This is a genomic window from Pantoea sp. EKM20T (assembly GCF_011800485.1).
In the GTDB taxonomy this organism is placed as follows: domain Bacteria; phylum Pseudomonadota; class Gammaproteobacteria; order Enterobacterales; family Enterobacteriaceae; genus Pantoea; species Pantoea agglomerans.
Genome location: NZ_JAALFW010000008.1, coordinates 183,539 through 202,250, shown reverse-complemented (window position 1 = coordinate 202,250; position 18,712 = coordinate 183,539). Strand labels below are relative to the sequence as shown.

16 protein-coding genes and 4 tRNA genes are annotated in these 18,712 nt (G+C 56.3%); 4 read left to right on the top strand and 16 right to left on the bottom strand.

Annotation, left to right across the window (positions count from 1 at the left end; all coding sequences use genetic code 11):
- Positions 1-220: 220 nt before the first annotated feature.
- The 4 genes from hemC to hemY are packed head-to-tail and all read left to right on the top strand — an operon-like array spanning position 221 to position 4,245.
- Positions 221-1,162 (top strand): hydroxymethylbilane synthase, encoded by a 942-nt coding sequence (hemC, locus tag HFD94_RS15490; protein WP_033773337.1) that lies wholly within the window; start codon positions 221-223, stop codon positions 1,160-1,162.
- Positions 1,159-1,887: a uroporphyrinogen-III synthase gene (hemD, locus tag HFD94_RS15485; protein ID WP_010257334.1), complete on the top strand. Its 729-nt coding sequence runs from the start codon at positions 1,159-1,161 to the stop codon at positions 1,885-1,887. The genes hemC and hemD overlap by 4 nt, the downstream gene beginning before the upstream one ends.
- 25 nt (positions 1,888-1,912) lie before the next feature.
- Positions 1,913-3,046 carry a uroporphyrinogen-III C-methyltransferase gene (gene hemX, locus HFD94_RS15480; RefSeq protein ID WP_167433277.1) on the top strand — a complete coding sequence of 378 codons (1,134 nt, stop codon included), beginning with the start codon at positions 1,913-1,915 and terminating at the stop codon, positions 3,044-3,046.
- A 2-nt stretch (positions 3,047-3,048) separates the two neighbouring features.
- On the top strand, positions 3,049-4,245 hold the full coding sequence (hemY, locus tag HFD94_RS15475) for a protoheme IX biogenesis protein HemY (RefSeq protein WP_010257339.1): 1,197 nt from the start codon (positions 3,049-3,051) through the stop codon (positions 4,243-4,245).
- A gap of 859 nt (positions 4,246-5,104) precedes the next feature.
- Here the strand turns inward: hemY and HFD94_RS15470 are convergent.
- From HFD94_RS15470 to wecA, 16 genes are all read right to left on the bottom strand, one after another.
- Positions 5,105-5,181 (bottom strand) — tRNA-Pro (locus tag HFD94_RS15470).
- A 20-nt stretch (positions 5,182-5,201) separates the two neighbouring features.
- Positions 5,202-5,288: transfer RNA gene (locus HFD94_RS15465), tRNA-Leu, on the bottom strand.
- A 16-nt stretch (positions 5,289-5,304) separates the two neighbouring features.
- A tRNA-His gene (locus HFD94_RS15460) sits at positions 5,305-5,380 on the bottom strand.
- A gap of 98 nt (positions 5,381-5,478) precedes the next feature.
- Positions 5,479-5,555 (bottom strand) — tRNA-Arg (locus HFD94_RS15455).
- Positions 5,556-5,713: 158 nt separating this feature from the next.
- Positions 5,714-6,454 (bottom strand): lipopolysaccharide N-acetylmannosaminouronosyltransferase, encoded by a 741-nt coding sequence (wecG, locus tag HFD94_RS15450; protein ID WP_031292610.1) that lies wholly within the window; start codon positions 6,452-6,454, stop codon positions 5,714-5,716.
- Between the two features lie 25 nt (positions 6,455-6,479).
- Positions 6,480-7,823: an ECA oligosaccharide polymerase gene (gene wzyE, locus HFD94_RS15445; protein ID WP_010257343.1), complete on the bottom strand. Its 1,344-nt coding sequence runs from the start codon at positions 7,821-7,823 to the stop codon at positions 6,480-6,482.
- A complete protein-coding gene (locus HFD94_RS15440) occupies positions 7,820-8,887 on the bottom strand; it encodes a TDP-N-acetylfucosamine:lipid II N-acetylfucosaminyltransferase (protein ID WP_062759457.1) in 1,068 nt (355 codons plus the stop codon). Before HFD94_RS15440 ends, wzyE begins: the two co-directional genes overlap by 4 nt.
- Positions 8,884-10,134, bottom strand: coding sequence for a lipid III flippase WzxE (gene wzxE, locus HFD94_RS15435; protein ID WP_010257347.1), 1,251 nt, complete (start codon positions 10,132-10,134; stop codon positions 8,884-8,886). The genes HFD94_RS15440 and wzxE overlap by 4 nt, the downstream gene beginning before the upstream one ends.
- Entirely contained in the window at positions 10,134-11,264 is a 1,131-nt protein-coding gene (gene rffA / locus HFD94_RS15430) for a dTDP-4-amino-4,6-dideoxygalactose transaminase (RefSeq protein ID WP_010257349.1), read from the bottom strand. The genes wzxE and rffA overlap by 1 nt, the downstream gene beginning before the upstream one ends.
- Positions 11,251-11,958: a dTDP-4-amino-4,6-dideoxy-D-galactose acyltransferase gene (gene rffC / locus HFD94_RS15425; RefSeq protein WP_167433276.1), complete on the bottom strand. Its 708-nt coding sequence runs from the start codon at positions 11,956-11,958 to the stop codon at positions 11,251-11,253. The genes rffA and rffC overlap by 14 nt, the downstream gene beginning before the upstream one ends.
- On the bottom strand, positions 11,936-12,817 hold the full coding sequence (gene rfbA / locus HFD94_RS15420) for a glucose-1-phosphate thymidylyltransferase RfbA (RefSeq protein WP_010257356.1): 882 nt from the start codon (positions 12,815-12,817) through the stop codon (positions 11,936-11,938). Before rfbA ends, rffC begins: the two co-directional genes overlap by 23 nt.
- A 19-nt stretch (positions 12,818-12,836) precedes the next feature.
- Positions 12,837-13,907, bottom strand: a complete 1,071-nt coding sequence (gene rfbB / locus HFD94_RS15415) for a dTDP-glucose 4,6-dehydratase (protein WP_167433275.1) — start codon at positions 13,905-13,907, stop codon at positions 12,837-12,839.
- Complete coding sequence (gene wecC / locus HFD94_RS15410; protein ID WP_010257361.1) at positions 13,904-15,163, bottom strand: UDP-N-acetyl-D-mannosamine dehydrogenase; 1,260 nt, start codon at positions 15,161-15,163, stop codon at positions 13,904-13,906. Before wecC ends, rfbB begins: the two co-directional genes overlap by 4 nt.
- Positions 15,160-16,290 (bottom strand): non-hydrolyzing UDP-N-acetylglucosamine 2-epimerase, encoded by a 1,131-nt coding sequence (gene wecB / locus HFD94_RS15405; protein ID WP_010257363.1) that lies wholly within the window; start codon positions 16,288-16,290, stop codon positions 15,160-15,162. Before wecB ends, wecC begins: the two co-directional genes overlap by 4 nt.
- Positions 16,291-16,300: 10 nt before the next feature.
- Complete coding sequence (wzzE, locus tag HFD94_RS15400; protein WP_010257365.1) at positions 16,301-17,350, bottom strand: ECA polysaccharide chain length modulation protein; 1,050 nt, start codon at positions 17,348-17,350, stop codon at positions 16,301-16,303.
- 27 nt (positions 17,351-17,377) lie between these two features.
- Positions 17,378-18,463, bottom strand: a complete 1,086-nt coding sequence (gene wecA, locus HFD94_RS15395; RefSeq protein WP_022624853.1) for a UDP-N-acetylglucosamine--undecaprenyl-phosphate N-acetylglucosaminephosphotransferase — start codon at positions 18,461-18,463, stop codon at positions 17,378-17,380.
- Positions 18,464-18,712: the final 249 nt, after the last annotated feature.

Sequence of the window (18,712 nt, the reverse complement as noted above, 5' to 3'; positions counted from 1 at the left end):
GATCAATCTAACACCCTGCAGATTGACCGTAAAGAAAGTTGCGCTACCTGACAGTTTAGCACGTTCTTACCAGCTTCCCGCCTTTTCAGCTCTGGTTCCCACGTTATGGCTTAATAAACCGGCCTGAAACCGCACGCAGGCCGTTTTCAATCCGTTGAAACTGACAGTCTTCACCCAGAGATGATAGGATATTCAGTGAACGATAAAAATGGTTAACAGCATGTTAGACAAAATTTTCAGAATTGCTACAAGACAAAGCCCGCTCGCATTATGGCAGGCACATTATGTACAGCAACGACTCATGAGTGCCCATCCGGGACTGCGCGTTGAGCTGGTGCCTATGGTCACGAAAGGTGACATCATCCTTGATACGCCGCTGGCAAAAGTGGGTGGCAAAGGGCTGTTTGTCAAAGAGCTTGAGCTGGCGATGCAGGATGGCCGTGCCGATATGGCGGTGCACTCGATGAAGGATGTGCCGGTCAATTTCCCGGAAGGTCTGGGCCTGGTAACCATCTGCGAGCGCGACGATCCGCGCGATGCGTTCGTTTCTCATCATTATGACTCCATCGACGCGCTGCCACAGGGTGCCATTGTCGGCACGTCCAGCCTGCGCCGTCAGTGCCAGATTAGTGCGCGCCGTCCGGACCTGGTGATCCGCTCGCTGCGGGGCAATGTCGGCACCCGCCTCGGCAAGCTTGATGCCGGAGAGTATGACGCGATTATTCTTGCTGTCGCCGGGCTGAAACGCCTGGGACTGGAAGATCGCATTCGTCAGGCGATGCCTGCCGAAGTTTCCCTGCCCGCCGTGGGTCAGGGTGCGGTCGGCATTGAATGCCGTCTGGACGACACCACCTTAATCAGCCTGTTGCAGGCGCTGAATCACGATGATACCGAAGTCTGTGTCCGAGCGGAGCGCGCCATGAATACCCGTTTAGAGGGTGGCTGCCAGGTGCCAATCGGCAGTTTCGCGGTGCTGGAAGGCGATGACCTCTGGCTGCGCGGCATGGTTGGCGCACCGGATGGCCGGGTCATGGTCAGCGGCGAACGTCGTGGTCCCCGCGCTCAGGCTGAACAGATGGGTATTTCACTGGCCGATGAACTGCTGAATGGCGGCGCGCGTGAAATCCTGAAAGAAGTTTACCAGGGGCAGCCGCCGGCATGACCATTCTGGTGACGCGCCCGGAACCCGCAGCGGCAGAGCTGGTGTCACGCCTGCATGCCCTTGGCAAACAGGCGTGGAGCCTGCCGCTGATTGAATTTGCGCCGGGCGCTGATCTCACCTCTCTGCCACAAAAGCTCGCCGCACTTCGCCCTGGCGACCTGGTTTTTATCCTTTCTCAGCAGGTTATACATTACGCACAACACACCGTCACAGCATGGCCCGCTGAGCTGGACTATTATGCAATTGGTCGCAGCACCGCCCTGGCGTTTCATACCGCCAGCGGACAGCAGGTAACCTGGCCTCATGCACATGAAACCAGTGAAGAATTGATCCAGCTGAATACCCTTCAGAAGGTTGCAGGTAAACGTGCGCTGATCCTGCGTGGCGATCCCGGACGCGAGTTGCTGGCTCAGACGTTAACCCGGCGAGGTGCTGAGGTGTCGTTTGCAGCCTGTTATCAGCGCTGCCAGAAGTATTATGATGGACCCGTTGAAGGACGCCGCTGGCGCGATCGCGGTGTCTCCGTGCTGGTGGTGACCAGCGGTGAAATGTTACAACAGCTTTTTTCGCTGTTCCCCGCAGTTGATCGCGAGGAATGGCTGCTCAACTGCCGACTGGTTGTCGTCAGTGAACGTTTGGCTACCTTGGCCGCAGGATTGGGTTGGCAGGATATTCAGGTAGCCGATGGTGCCGATAACGATGCGCTGCTGCGCGCGTTACGCTGAACTTTAACAATGGGATGTGCCACATATGACGGAACAAAAAGACTCCTCCGCCATGGTTGAAGAAACCACCCCAGCGGTCGACCGCTCTCCTTCCAGCAACAGCACACCACCGCGTAATGCGAAAAATGGTGGCATGGTGCTGGGTGCAGTTGCGATTGTGATTGCGCTGGCGATTGGTGCGGGTTTATACCTTAACGGGAAACATCAGGCTGATTTACAGGCACAAACCAATCAGAAGCTGAGCGAACAATTAAGCGCGTTGCAACAGCAGGCCAGCAGCGACAAACAGCAGCTGACTCAGCAACTGAGCGGCGCCGAAACCGCGTTGCAGACAGCCCAGACACAGCAGAACGCGTCAGCAAAAGAGCTGGAAACCCTGCGTGAAAAAGTGGCCGTGATTTCTGGCAACGACGTGCGCAGCTGGTTGCTGGCACAGGCGGACTATCTGGTGAAACTGGCTGGCCGCAAACTCTGGAGCGACCAGGATGTCACCACCGCCGCTGCTCTGCTGAAAAGCGCCGATGCCAGCCTGGCCGACATGAACGATCCCAGCGTCATGAATGTGCGTCGTGCGCTGACCCAGGATATCAGTAACCTCTCTTCGGTTACGCAGGTCGATTATGACGGCGTGATCCTCAAACTGAACCAGCTGTCGAACAACGTTGATAATCTGCGTCTGGCCGATAATGACAGCGATGATGCGCCGATGGACAGCGATGGCGGTGAACTGTCAGGTTCCGTGCGCGAATGGCGTCAGAATCTGGTGAAAAGCTGGCATAACTTTATGGATGATTTTATTACCATCCGCCGCCGCGATAACACCGCCCAGCCGCTGCTGGCACCTAATCAGGATGTTTACCTGCGTGAGAATATCCGCTCGCGTCTGCTGATTGCTGCTCAGGCGGTACCGCGTCATCAGGATGAGATTTATAAACAATCTATCGACACCGTGTCCGCGTGGGTTCGCGCCTGGTACGACACCAATGATGCCGCTACTAAAGCCCTCCTTGCCCAGCTGGATGAGCTGAGCCAGCAGAACATCAATATGGATCTGCCGGATAACCTGGAAAGTCAGCCATTGCTGGAACAGCTGATGCAGACCCGCGTCCGGAACCTGTTAGCGCAACCTTCTGCCGCTGCTAATCAGCAGGGAGGCTAAGCATGCTTAAGGTATTTATCCTCTTTATCCTGCTGATTGCTGGCGTAGTGCTGGGACCGATGATTGCCGGTCATCAGGGTTACGTGCTGATTCAGACCGATAACTGGAATATCGAAACCAGCGTCACCGGCCTGGTCATTATCCTCATCCTCAGCCTGCTGGTGATTCTGGCCGTGGAATGGCTGTTGCGCCGCGTGCTGCACACCGGCGCGCGTACCCGTGGCTGGTTTACCGGACGTAAACGCCGTCGCGCCCAGCGTCATACTCAGTCGGCGCTGATGAAGCTGGCAGAAGGCGATCACCGTCAGGTGGAAAAACTGCTTTCTAAAGATGCCGATCACGCTGATGTGCCGGTGGCGAACTACCTGCTGGCAGCAGAAGCTGCACAACAGCGTGGTGATGAAATCCGTGCCAATCAGCATCTTGAACGTGCTGCAGAGCTGTCGGAGAGCAACACCATTCCAGTAGAAATTGCCCGCGCACGTATTCAGCTGGCACGTAACGAAGATCATGCTGCGCGTCATAGCATTGACCGTCTGCTGGAAGTGGCACCGCGTCATCCTGAAGTGCTGCGCCTGGCCGAACAGGCGTATGTCCGTACTGGTGCCTGGAGTGCATTGCTGGATATTCTGCCCGCCATGCAGAAGGCGCAGGTTGGCGATGAGCTGCATCGCGATGCGTTACAGCAACAGGCCTGGCTGGGTCTGATGAATCAGGCGATGGCCGACCAGGGTAGCGATGGGCTGAAGCGCTGGTGGAACGATCTGAGCCGCAAAACCCGTCAGGAAACGACGCTGCAGGTGGCCATGGCGGATCATCTGATTGAATGCAACGATCACGACACCGCGCAATCGATCGTGCTGGAGGGCCTCAAGCGTCATTATGACGATCGTCTGGTGCTGCTGATGCCTCGCATCAAAAGTGGTAATCCGGAAGCGCTGGAGAAAGTATTGCGCCAGCAAATCAAACAACACGGCGCAACACCGCTGCTGCACAGTACGCTGGGGCAGTTGCTGATGCGTCATGGTGAATGGCAGCAGGCTGCTGAGGCACTGCAGCAGGCGCTGGCACAGCGTCCTGACGCGTTTGATTATGCATGGCTGGCGGATGTTTATGATCGTCTGCGTCGCCCGGAAGAAGCGGCGAAGATGCGTCGTGAAGGGTTGTTGCTCACACTGAAGAACAATCCCAACGCCTGATCCTCTTTTCATACCTGATAAAGCCGGGCTTGCCCGGCTTTTTTGTGCCCGCAATCTGCCAGCACGCTTTCGCAGGCAAAAAAAAACACCTGCCAGTGGCAGGTGCAAGATCAGGTCGGTAAGACAACCGGGAGGTACCTGACTCAACGTGGTGTCTGTTAACCCTGTAAGGCTTTCGCGATACAGGCAGGCAGACAACAGGTACCTAAAATTGGCTCTGCATCATTCCCAGGTTTATGTAGCATCAGCAGACATAAGAGGTGGAATGAGCATCTACAGCAGAAGTATTGCACAAGCCGTGCCAGGTTTATGATTATTTTTAAAATCACAATAAATCAGCAGGTTAAAGAATTAGCTCAAAGCTTCATTCAAGAGGCCTGTCGGGAAATGTCGGTATCCAGCGACAGCTGGCATTTTCTCTGTCTCTGAATGGAGACAGCAAGGTCAATCTCTCTGTGAACTCAACAATAACAATGACTTATTTGTCGGCAATTCACGACGCTGTTGCTCCTGCTTATATTGCGAAAGGAATCAAAGCCTAGTAACTCTGGTTGCAACGGATAAGCTCACACGCTGGCCGCTCTCACCGCTGTGCGGGCTAGGGTTTACAGCAATGAAGATGCTTAACGCGCAGGGAATACGGTCAGAGGAGGAAAGCGTCCCGCGCCAGGGACGGCGCGGGCCGAGCGGCCATGGATGGCATTAGCGCCTTTCCGATCTGACCGTATTCCCTTCGCAGGCTCGAACTCACCGCTACGTTGTTCCACAGCATGCGCCCCGGCTCAAACCTCCTTCGGAGGTCCTCATCCTCTTTTCTGCAGACGAAAAAAAACCTGTCTTTTCAGACAGGTTTCTAAAATGGTCGGCGAGAGAGGATTCGAACCTCCGACCCACTGGTCCCAAACCAGTTGCGCTACCAAGCTGCGCTACTCGCCGATTTTTTTAACTGTTTTGCCTGGTGCGAAGAGAGGGACTTGAACCCTCACGTCCGTTAAGACACTAACACCTGAAGCTAGCGCGTCTACCAATTCCGCCACCTTCGCGTTTCCCAGCAAAATCTGGGGTGGCTAATGGGACTCGAACCCACGACAACTGGAATCACAATCCAGGGCTCTACCAACTGAGCTATAGCCACCACAATACTTAATGTCACAAGTTAAAAACCTGCAGCATTTAAATCTCTACTGCCAACCGCGGTAAATCAACCACCGAAGCTCATGCGCACAAACGATATGGCGCGCCCGACAGGATTCGAACCTGAGACCTCTGCCTCCGGAGGGCAGCGCTCTATCCAGCTGAGCTACGGGCGCGTAGCGCCGTTGCGGATATGCATACTAGAGATAAGCGCCCATCGTGTCTAGTGCTTTTTAAATAAAAAGACGCGTTTGATTACGCTTTGTGCATTTTGTCGACAAATAGTGCATTTCCACTCTCACAACGCGTAAAAATGCGGCATTTATCAGCAATATCAGAGATCGCCACGCCAGTGATAGCGCAAATATTTAAGCAGTTTTAATTGCCGGCGCAGGCGGCCAGGCTGCCGAATCAGACGATAGAGCCACTCCAGCCCCAACCGCTGCCAGATCTCAGGCGCTCGCTTCACATGGCCGGTGAAAACATCGTACGTTCCACCCACGCCCATATAAAGCGCATCAGGCCAGTGCGCACGGCACGCCAGCATCAACAGCTCCTGACGGGGCGACCCCAGCGCTACAGTCACCAGCTTCGCGCCGCTGGCCGCAATCCGGGCAAAAAGCGCATCCTGATCGGCTGGCGCAAAATAGCCGTCCTGCGCCCCGACAATATTCACATTCCACTGACGACGTAGCTTATCGCAGGTTTCATCCAGCACCTGCTGACGACCGCCGATAAGAAACACAGGCGTCCCTTCCCGCCCGGCGCGTTCCATCAGCGCTTCCCATAAATCAGCACCCGCAATGCGCTGCACCGACGCGTGTGGATACTTTTTACGAATCGAGCGCACAATGCTGATACCATCGGCGTATGCATATTCCGCCTGCGCTAACAGCGTACGTAATCCCTCATCCCGCTCAGCGGTCAGGATCTTCTCCGCATTAATCGCCACTAAAATACCGCTGCGTACGCTCTGCGGCGGCATCAGAAAATTCACCGCCGACGGCATGTTTTCGAAGCCATACAACTCAACGCCACGGATCCGGTACTGCGGCGTCTCAGTTAACTTTGTCATATCTTCCGTCAATCCCAGAGGCTACTCAGAGCGGGCTGTGCAACACCCGCCTGCTGCGGTCGCGAATCAAACCTGCGCGATCCAGTAACCAGAAAAGTAATTTAGCCATGCCCAGACAGGCAGCAAAAATGATGCAGAAAAACACCACGCGTGAACCGAACGCATCAAGGCCTTCGCGTGCCAGCACGATCATGTTAAAGACCGCGCCAAAACAGAAGCTTTGCAGGATGGCGCCGGTGTAACGGTTGGTCTCAAGACAGCCACGCTGATAGATTGCATCAAAGGCTTTTATAATCATCCCTACCGCGACCGCACCGATCGGAATCGCCCAGACGCCGCCCATCACCACCAGCGACCCTATCAGCGTGGGTGAAATCGCCAGGCCAGAATGGTTGTTCAGCACTTCCCAGGTGAAGTAGTTAGCACTGTTTAACACTGCCAGCGGCCGATCCGGCCAGAGCCAGGTCGGAATGAAAACGTAGAAATCACGCCACAGCGGTGCCAGCCCCTGAAACTCAATTCTGGCGTAGTTATCCAGCAGCAAGGCGAGATTCTCCCACGGCGAGAAGGTATCACGCGTCAGATACAGAAAGGTATAGAACGCTTCATCGCCCATAACGTCGAGGTTATAGCGGCGCAGTGCCAGCCAGAACATTCCTGCAATCGCCAGCACGCCCGCCGTCGCCAGCATCCACAAAGTGATCCAGCCACGGGTAATCCCGATAAACAGGAACAGGGCAAACGCAATAATGATATTGGCTCGGGTACCGCCCACCAGCGCGTAGGTCAGTAAACCAAAGGCAACGGTCACCACCAGGAACAGCAGCCAGTTGCGGCGCGTCGGGCTCAAAAAGTAGGGGATCAGCATCGCCGGAATAAAGAAATAGAAGAAGCGCTTAAGCGCTACACCCGACACTTCACTGGAGAAAATCTGGTTATAGGCGGTCAGGCGGAACAGCAGAAAACCGTTATGAATGAAGAACACCGTCACCGTACCCAGCGCCACCAGCGCCAGGATCACGCAGGTCAGATGGGTTTCGACGCGATTCATCTGCAGCCAGGGCTTCACCGGAGACGCGCTGGCGGGTTTCAGCCGCACTTTATAGCTGACGTAATAAATGGCGTAAAAAGCCGTGGCCGACAGCAGCGCCTCCAGCAGGTTCTCAACCGGCACCACTTCAACATTAAAGCGAAACACCAGCACGGAGGTCAGCGGGAAGCCGAAGTAAAAGGTCAGTAAGAACAGCAGCGTGAAGAACAGATGAAAGTTAAAACGGACGCGCTTAAACTCCCGCCAGGTCAGGGTCAGGATAAAAACCAGCGACAGCAAATAGACCACCAGCAGGCCGCCAAACTGCATAAGACTCATGACAACTCCCCTTCGCTGAGCTGTAACGCGGCCCGCCAGCCCGCCAGATAACCCGGCGCAAAAAAGGCGATAGCCTGTTTATCACAGCTCATCAGCTGACGACGTGCCTCGGCGATCACCGCAGGCGACAGCGTATCTTCACTGAACAATACCGGAAGCTGCTGCTCTGCCACATCACGCCAGAATGGATTTTTGCGGGTCAGGACAAACGGCACGTTGGCCTGAATCAGCAGGCACAGTGTTCCCACCCCTTGCTGACGTTCAAACATAAAATAGCCGACATGGCAGCGCGCCAGCAGGGCTAAGTAATCATCAAACGCCAGGTTTTCACGCATCAGATTCACCTGCCCGTTCGGGAACAGCGCATCGGCAGCGGCCTGAATCTGGCTGATATAAGCCTCATTACCTGGCGGATAGCCCAAAGGGACCTCGATACGCACCTGCTCGCCAAACTGCGCGTGAATCGCTTTTAAGCCTTCGATATGCCGGTTACTCGGATCGCCCGAGTTGCCCAGCAACAGCGTAAAAGGCTCCGACGGGACAGATTCAACGGCTGCGGCGGGCATTCTGGTGGGAAAATAGAGCAGTGAACCGGGTACGCGCCGATGGCGCTGCTGATAGTGATGCAGGTCGCCCCGGGTCGCAAAAACCTGTGCAACCCGCCCCTGCGCTATCCGGCGGACCAGATAGAACAGACGGAACTTCAGGCTGCGCGAATCTTCATAAAGATCGGCACCCCAGACGTGCCAGAAGAGCTGTGAACGACGCAGCTTACCGCTGAGTAACGCCAGCCAGATCCACGGGTTAAACTGTCCGTGGCAGAAAAAACGCTGCTGACGATTTCTGGCCCGCTGCAGTACCGCCTGCGCCAGCGCTTTCTTGCTGGTAAAGCACTCGATCTGCAACGCACTGAACGGCGCCAGGCTCTCGGGCTGCTGCGTCACCACCATAAAATGGCGTGGCGCAGCCGCAGGCTGCTCAACGCTGAGTACGTCGTTGAAAAAGCGCAGCACCGTAAGATTGTGGTGGGGAATGTCCGATCCCAAAACGTGAATTAAAGTCATTTTTTCCGGCAGTAAACAATAAAAGCGCCACAACACAGGGCAAAGTAAGCCATATAGGTAAACATATAGGCCTGCGCCGCACCCGTCGCGCCATGTAACGGGATCAACCAGCGTGAAAACAGCGTCAGCAACAGGAACTGGCTGATCTCAGTCAGAACATAAAAGCGCAGCGAGGCTTTGGCGATAACCAGATATCCGAAAACATAGGCGCCGACCTTAAAAACATCGCCGCACAGCTGCCAGACAAAGAGATCGCGCATCCCGCGAAACGCTTCAGAGAACAGCAGGCTGATGGCGAAATCGCGCAGTACCCAGACACCCAGGCTGGCAACCGCTACGGCGGGCAGGACAAAGCGCAGTGCACGGCCAATCTCGCGCGCGATGTCACGTTTGTTATCCAGCCGCGCCAGCGTCGGCAGCAGCCAGACGCTAAACGTCGCGGTAATAAATTGCAGATAGGCATCGGAAATGCTGGTGACGCCCTGCCACAATCCGACCTGTGCCCAGCCCTGCTGCTCCGCCAGCAGATTACGCATCAGCACCCAGGCGACCGGCAGGGTCACGGCGGTGATCAGCGCCATCAGCGTATATTTTGCCAGATTACGGGCCAGCTCAGGATGCCATTGCGGTCGCAGCCAGCTAAGCGGCAGCGGCGCACGGCGTTTCAGCATCAGGAGTGCAGGCAGCAGCAGCAAAGCCGGTACCAGCGCCAGCCCGGTCAGCGCACCCTGATAGCCACCCAGCCACCAGCAGAGCAGATAGCCTGCCACGCCAATCAGGCTGCCGAGAATCAGCGCCAGCGCATTACCGCGCGCGTCGCGATAGCCCTTCAGCAGTGCAAGGGTAAAGTTGGCCCAGGCGATGCCGAGTTGAAGAAAGGCCACCACGCGGATGACGCCCTGATAGCGGTCGTGACCAAACAGCGCGATGCTGATGGGTGCCGCCGCCAGCAGAAACAGCAGCGCCAGCACACCGGAAAAGCCCAGCACCATGGTTGATGCCGTGCCCACCATCGCCCGCAACTGTTCGGGCTGCTGCTGATACTGCGCCACATAGGTGGTAACGCCATTAAAGATGCCTGCGCCCGCCAGCACGCCCAGCACGGTGATCAACTGACGGAAGTTCCCCGCCTGCCCGACACCCTCGGGTCCGAAGCTGACCGCCAGCAGTTTGACGACCAGCAGGCCGGCCACAATTTTTACCAGCGTGGACGATGCGGTCCACACTGAGGCTCTGGCTAATGACATCAGGAAAAGAAGCTCAGCAGTGAGCTGATAACCGTGCTCTGATTGTTATCCGACAGGTTATAAAACAGCGGCAGACGCAGCAGGCGTTCACTTTCCCGCGTGGTAAAGCGATCGTCGCCGACAAACTGCGAGAACCGCTCACCGGCGGGCGAACTGTGCAGCGGAATATAGTGAAACACCGTCAGTATCTCGGCTTCTTTCATCCAGTTTATCAGCGCCTGACGATCGTCCTGATCGCGCAGTTTGATGTAGAACATGTGCGCATTGTGTTCACAGCTGGCGGGGATCACCGGCAGACTGATGCGTCCCTGAGCCGCCAGCGGCTGCAGCGCATCGTAATAACGCTGCCAGATGCGTAACCGCTGCTGGTTGATACCTTCAGCGGCTTCCAGCTGCGCCCAGAGATAGGCTGCCTGCAGATCGGCCATCAGATAGCTCGATCCCATATCGCGCCACGTGTATTTATCGACCTGACCCCGGAAGAACTGGCTGCGATTGGTGCCTTTTTCCCGCACGATCTCGGCGCGCTCGACCAGGCTGGCGTCGTTAATGAGCGTCGCGCCACCTTCGCCGCCGGCGGTGTAGTTCTTGGTTTCGTGGAAACTGAAGCAGCCAATATGACCGATGGTGCCGAGCGCACGACCTTTGTAGCGTGACATCACGCCCTGCGCCGCATCTTCAATCACAAACAGCTTATGCTTTGCCGCCAGCGCCATAATGGTGTCCATTTCACAGGCCACGCCTGCGTAATGCACCGGCACAATGGCGCGGGTTTTTTCAGTGATGGCCGCTTCGATCAGCGTTTCATCAATGTTCATGGTGTCCGGGCGCACATCGACAAACACAATGCGGGCGCCGCGCAGCACAAAGGCGTTGGCGGTAGAGACAAAGGTGTAGCTCGGCATAATCACTTCATCGCCGGGCTGCAGATCGATTAACAGCGCCGCCATCTCCAGCGAAGCGGTACAGGAGGGGGTCAGCAGCACTTTTTTGCTGCCAAACCGCTGCTCCATCCACTGCTGACAGCGACGGGTAAATCCACCATCGCCGCACAGCTTGCCGCTGTTCATCGCCGACTGCATATACTCAATTTCTGTGCCCACAATCGGGGGCGCATTAAATGGAATCATGACCTTTCCTGTAAAACCAGTACGCGGTGCTGTCGAGCCGGGCACCGCTGCGTAAATAGAGGCGCATTGCCGTGAGATTGCTGAGCTGGGTAGCAACCCGAAGCTGAGCCAGCTGTCGTACCCGCGCCCAGTCTGCCGCCGCCAGCATCAGTCGCTGACCCAGCCCCTGGCCCTGCGCGTCGGGCAGTACGCCCAGCAGGCCAATGCGGGCATCGCCATCCACCGCGCGCAGCGAAACAAATCCCTGCAGCTGACCCGCGGCATCGCTTGCCACCAGACACTGATCGTCAAACGCCCCGCGTACCGCATTTTCAATCCACTGCGCATAAAAGCGTCCGCTGGCGTCCGGCGCATACCAGGGCGCGCGAAAACGACTCTGGCTGAAGAGCTGTGAGGCAGCATCGCGCAGTAGCGGGATCTGGGCTTCGCGCGCGATGCGAATTCCCGCCTGCCGTTCAGTCTGTTTCACCGCCAGCGTCAGATCTGCTTCGCCTTCTGCCAGCCGGAACTGATGCTGCTGCAGCGTATCAATCAGTGCCGTCTCGCTGGCAGCGACTTTTATCTGCATCAGCGCACAGGGATGACGCAGCGCCTGTTCCAGCGGGATGTCACCTTGCAGCTCCAGCCGCACGGTATCAACACCGAAGAATACACTCTCCCAGCTAAGGGGATTAATATTGACGTGGACGGGCATGTAATAAATCCAGCAGGTATTGGCCGTAGCCGGTTTTTGTCAGCGCTTCACCCGCGGCCCGCAGCTGGTCATCACTCAGCCAGCTGTTGCGCCAGGCAATCTCTTCCAGGCAGGCAATTTTAAAGCCCTGACGTTTTTCCACCGTCTGCACAAACATGCTGGCTTCCACCAGGCTGTCGTGCGTGCCGGTATCCAGCCAGGCAAAACCTCGTCCCAGCAGTTCGACCGTCAGCTCACCACGCTCCAGATACATCTGGTTAATGGCCGTGATTTCCAGCTCGCCCCGCGCTGAGGGTTTCACCTGTTTCGCGAATTCAATAACCTGATTGTCATAAAAATAGAGCCCGGTTACTGCCCAGCGCGATTTCGGCTGCTGTGGTTTCTCTTCAATCGAGATCGCCTTGAAGTTATCGTCAAACTCCACCACGCCGAAACGTTCCGGGTCCATGACCTGATAGCCGAACACCGTTGCGCCACGATTCTGTTCAACAACTTTGCGGAGCTTGGGGCTGAAGCCCTGGCCAAAATAGAGGTTATCACCCAGAACCAGGCAGCAATTATCCTCGCCGATAAAGGATTCGCCGATGATAAAGGCCTGCGCCAGCCCATCGGGACTTGGCTGCACCGCATAGCTGAGGCGTATCCCAAATTCACTGCCATCGCCCAGCAGCCGTTCAAACTGCGCCCGATCTTCCGGCGTGGTAATTAACAGGATGTCGCGAATACCCGCCAGCATCAGCACGGAGAGCGGATAGTAGATCATCGGTTTGTCGTAAACCGGCAGAAGTTGCTTTGATACTGCACGGGTTATCGGGTGTAACCGCGTGCCCGACCCTCCCGCTAAAATGATGCCTTTCATCGCTGCTCCTTACGCGGGTTTATTGCGATAAGCCAAGGCGTTCGCCCTGATAGCGGCCATCCAGAATAGCCTGCCACCAGGTGGGATTGGCCAGATACCATGCCACGGTTTTACGCATGCCGCTTTCAAAGGTTTCCTGAGGTACCCAGCCAAGTTCATGCGCGATTTTACTGGCATCAATGGCATAGCGCTGATCGTGACCGGGGCGGTCAGTGACATAGGTAATCAGGTCGCGGTAATGCGCCAGCCCGGCAGGTTTCTGCTCTGCGGCCAGCTCTTCAAGCAGGCTGCAGATAGTTTCAACCACCTCAATATTGCGTCGCTCGTTATGGCCGCCAATATTATAAGTTTCGCCTGGCTTGCCATGGCTGACCACCTGATAGAGTGCGCGGGCGTGATCTTCGACGTAGAGCCAGTCACGAATCTGCTGTCCGTTGCCGTAAACCGGTAAGGCTTTTCCGGCCAGCGCATTGATGATGGTCAGCGGGATCAGCTTCTCCGGGAAATGGCAGAGGCCGTAGTTATTTGAACAGTTGGTGACCAGCGTGGGCAGACCGTAAGTGCGCAGCCAGGCTCGCACTAAATGGTCGCTGCTGGCCTTGCTGGCGGCGTAAGGACTGCTTGGCGCATAGGGTGTGGTTTCGGTGAAGTAAGCCTGGCTGTCGTGCAGATCGCCAAAGACTTCATCTGTCGAGATATGGTGGAACAGAAAGGCGGTTTTGCGCGCGTTATCCAGGTTTTGCCAGTAAAAACGCGCGGCTTCCAGCAACTGATAAGTCCCGACAATATTGGTCTCGATAAAGGCTACCGGCCCGTCAATCGAACGATCCACATGGCTTTCAGCCGCAAGATGCATCACACAGTCTGGCTGATGACGGGTAAACACCTGATCAAGTGCCGGGCGATCGCAGATATCGACCTGCTCAAAATGAAAGCGGGGCGAGTCGGCAACGCTGGCGAGTGACGCCAGATTTCCGGCGTAGCTGAGTTTATCGACCACCACCACCTGATGTTCGGTTTCTGCGATCAGAAAGCGCACCAGTGCAGAACCGATAAACCCGGCACCGCCCGTGATCAGAAAACGCCTCATCGCCACACACCTTTGGTGTCGACAATCCAGTTCTGCTGAACGCTGGCGCCATCAATGGCGCGGAAGGCGCGGTGATCGACCAGCATCACCAGAATATCGGCCTGTTCCAGCGCCTGCCCGGCAGAGACCAGCACGGCTTTGTCGGCCAGTGCGTCAGCAAGCTGCTCAATATGGGGTTCAACCACCCAGGTGGTGCCGCTGTGCCACTCTGCAATTTTCTGTGCCACGCCCACCGCCGGGCTTTCGCGCAGGTCGTCAATATTGGGTTTAAAGGCCAGGCCAAAGCAGGCGATGGTGATATCGCTGGCGCGCTTGCCGGTCTGTGTCAGGCAGTCCGCCAGCGCGGTTTTCACCTGGTCCAGCACCCACTGAGGCTTGGCGTCATTGACCTCGCGCGCGGTGCGGATCAGGCGGGCTAATTCAGGATTCTGCGCCACGATGAACCAGGGATCGACGGCGATACAGTGACCGCCGACGCCTGGGCCCGGCTGCAGAATGTTGACGCGCGGATGGCGATTCGCCAGCGCAATCAGCTCCCAGACGTTAATCCCCTGATCGGCACAAATCAGCGACAGCTCATTGGCAAAGGCGATATTCACGTCACGGAAGCTGTTTTCTGTCAGCTTACACATCTCGGCGGTTCGGGCGTTGGTTTCAACGCATTCGCCTTTTAAAAACAGCCGATAAAGCTCGCTGGCGCGGGCGGAACAGGCTGGCGTCATGCCGCCAATCACCCGGTCGTTGTTAATCAGCTCAACCATCACCTGACCAGGCAGCACGCGCTCCGGACAGTAGGCCACAAAAATATCGGGCGTATCACCGTGCTGAGGAAAGCGCAGGTCGGGACGCGCCGCCGCCAGCCAGTCGGCCATCTGTTCGGTGCTGCCCACCGGTGAGGTCGACTCCAGAATCACCAGGTCGCCCTTTTTCAGTACCGGCGCAATCGACTCCGCCGCGGCTTTCACAAAGCGCAGATCGGGCTGATGCTCATCTTTAAAAGGGGTCGGTACGGCGATAAGAAAAGCGTCGGCGGCTTCCGGCTGCGTGGTGGCGCGCAGATCGCCACGCGTAACGGCCGCATGCACCACCTGATCTAAATCGGGTTCCACGATATGGATCGCGCCACGATTGATGGTTTCAACGGCGCGCGCGTTGATATCCACGCCCACCACTTTTTTTCCCTTTGAGGCAAAAACGGCTGCCGTCGGCAGCCCAATGTATCCCAGTCCAATCACGGAGATGGTTTCAAAACTCATAATTCGGCTCGGTTATCTTTTAAGGCTTGTAAAATACGACCACAGGCTTTGCCATCGCCATACGGATTATGGGCGTGGCTCATCGCCTGCCAGGCAGCGTCGTCAGTCAGCAAGCTGCTGACCTCCGCCACGATTCGGGCGATATCGGTCCCCACCAGTTTGACGGTGCCGGCGTCGACCGCTTCAGGCCGCTCGGTGGTGTCACGCATCACCAGCACCGGTTTACCCAGCGAAGGCGCTTCCTCCTGAATGCCACCGGAGTCAGTGAGGATGAGCCAGGCGCGGTTCATCAGCCAGACAAAAGGCAGATACTCCTGCGGTTCAATCAGAATGATATTCTCAATGCCGCTGAGAATCCGGTTTACCGGCTCGCTGACATTGGGATTAAGGTGCACCGGATAGACAATCTGCGCCTCGGGATGCTGGCGGGCAATCTGCGCCAGCGCGCTGCAGATACGTTCAAAGCCGCCACCAAAGCTTTCGCGACGATGTCCGGTGACCAGCACCAGTTTCTTATCCGGGTCGAGAAACGGATAGCGCGCCGCCAGTTGTGCATTCAGATTGCTGTCATCCAGCACCCTGTCGCGAACCCACAGCAGCGCATCAATGACCGTATTGCCGGTCACGATAATGCGCGCATCGGGCAGATTTTCCTGCAACAGATTCTGACGCGATCGGGAGGTGGGGGTAAAATGCAGATGGGCAAGATGACCGGTAAGTTTACGGTTACCCTCTTCCGGCCATGGCGAGGCGAGATCGCCGGTACGCAGACCGGCCTCCACATGCCCGACCGGAATCTGATGATAAAATGCCGCCAGGCTCGCCGCCAGTGTGGTGGTGGTGTCACCATGCACCAGCACGATGTCCGGTTTGAAGTCGAGCAGGACGGTTTTCATGCCCTCTAAAATGCGGCAGGTGATCTCGGTCAGCCCCTGCTCGGGACGCATAATATTGAGATCATAGTCCGGCTGCAGCTTGAACAGGCGCAGCACCTGATCGAGCATTTCGCGATGCTGTGCGGTGACGCACAGTCGCGATTCGAAAGCGGGATCCTGCGCCAGCGCCTGAACCAGCGGTGCCATTTTGATCGCTTCGGGACGAGTACCAAATACCGTCAGAACTTTCACACTGTTTCTCTCACTCATGCGTGTCTGACATCAGACGCGGACGACGTGCCAGCGCCACTCCCGCGCCTGTTAATGCCCCAATGGCACCCCACATAATCATCATGAACAGACGTCGCGGACTGTCACGTGATACCGGCTCTTCCGGCGTACGCAGATAACGGTAGGTCTGGAACTGGCTGTTCAGTTTTGGCCCGGTCTGCAGCGTGGTCAGCATTGCTCTGTTCTGATCATAGCTGATATCAAACTCCGGACCGGTAGCGCGCAGCGTATCCAGCTGTCCCTGTAAAACGGGCTGGCCCAGCAGGAACAGGTCGCTGTCTGCCAGATTTTCACCCGCTTCACGCGTCTGTTTCTCATTGATGCCCTGCTGGCTGGCGATCTTCAGCGCCTGCTCCAGCCGATGCTGCTGGCGCTGAAACACCGCATTAGCCACATCTTCCTGACGTTTCACCTGCGCCTGCAACTGGTCGGTACGCGCCCGCCAGGCACCTTTTAGCTCATCATTCAGATGACGCGCGGCGCGCTCACTGGCATAGGCGATGTACTGACGCAGCAGATTATTGGCGTCGCCAGCGGTTTCCGCTTTCAGTTTGACGTTATCGGGCAGGTTATGTGCCGCGTCAGCGGGCGTGAACAGGATATTGCCGATCATATCGTCGAGCAGCGCGGCATCATTATGCGCATTGCCGGTTTTACGACTCTTGTAATAATCCGTTTGCTGCCAGAACTCACGACGCGTGTCCCAGGAGGCAAGCTGCATGGTGAACTCCTGATAAACCTGATCCATCACCGTAGGTGAAGGTGCGGCCAGGGTTAAGGCGTTGTTGCGCACATCCAGATTGGTCAGGAATTGCTGCTGCGCATAGTAAGAACCCAGCATGTTCACCGTCGGACGATCGGTGATCGCCGTGGTGCTCCAGACCTGTTTCAGCAGCAGCGTGGCCAGCCAGGCGACCAGAGCAAACAGCAGCGCCAGCCCGATAATCCAGCGCTTGCCACGCCATAAACGGCAGCAAAAGCTGCGAATATCCAGTTCGTTGTCCACAACGTCAGAAGGCATGGCAGAGGTATCCTTTATCAGCTCTTTTCAGGGTAATTTGTTTTTTGCTTCGCGATGATGGCTCAGACGGCGCTTAATGCGGCGGACACGTCGCGCCACGCGCCACGCATGTTTGAGGCAGTAGCCGTAAACCATAAACGCGCCCAGGAATAGCAGCAGCATCACCCACTCCGGGATAAATGCCAGATATTCGCCCAGCACACCGATACCGGCGAGAATGGCCGCCGCAACGGTAATCAGCACAAAGGCCTGACGGGAGGTAAAGCCGGCACGCATAATCAGATGATGGATGTGCTGACGGTCAGCCGAGAACGGACTCATGCCTTTACGCAGGCGACGATACATAATCGCCACCATATCCATCAGAGGAATGGCAATAAGCCACAGTGCGGTAACGGGCGTGATGGGATGGCTCAGACCCTGCGTCGTTTCCAGCAGAATCCAGATAATGGTGAACCCGATCATGGTGCTGCCGGCATCGCCCATAAAGACTTTGAAGCGACGGCCAAGGAAGCCGAGGTTAAGCAGGATATAGGGCAGCGTGGCGGCAATCATCGCAAAACACCACATCGCGAGGCTGGTCTGGCCGTCGAAGTAGAGGATAATCCCCATGGCGGCAAAAGTGACCGAGGAGAGTCCGCCCAGCAGACCGTCGATCCCATCCACCATATTAAAGGCGTTTATCGCGGCCCAGACGGCAAACAGCGTCAGCACATAGCCGAAGGGCCCCACGATAAGCTCGAACGGGCCGACGATAAAGCCCAGGCTAAGCAGATAGAGTTTTGCGCCAAACATCATCACCAGTGCGACAATCGCCTGCACCACCGCGCGGATCTTGACGCTGATATCGAAACGGTCATCCAGTGCGCCAACCAGCACCAGAACACCGGCGCAGCCCAGATAGAGCAGCGCGTGAGGCAGATAGTAGTTGGTAATGGCAAACGTGAAGCAGATACCTGCGAACACAGAAATGCCGCCCACCAACGGAATCGCGCCATGATGGCGTTTACGTGAGTTAGGCTTATCAACTAAACCAATTTTTTTAGCTGCTTTTCGAGCAAAAAAGAGGAAAGCCAGGGAAAAGAGAAAAATTAAACCAAGCTCAGTACTCATAGTGAGTAAATTCACGTTAAACGCTCTCAGCTAACATCCCGCACAACAATACGCGAAAAAACGCGCCTATCGCTGTGTCGGATTCCGAATTCTGCATAAAGAGACAGACGAACGGTCAAAAGTTCGCCATCGCTACCACAGTCATTATAAATGCTCCTGCCAGTGTTCAATCCTATAGCTCACAAATGAAAAACGCCACGTTGAGACGTGGCGTGAGGTCGATTTTCTGCGCATCTGGACTAAAAAAGC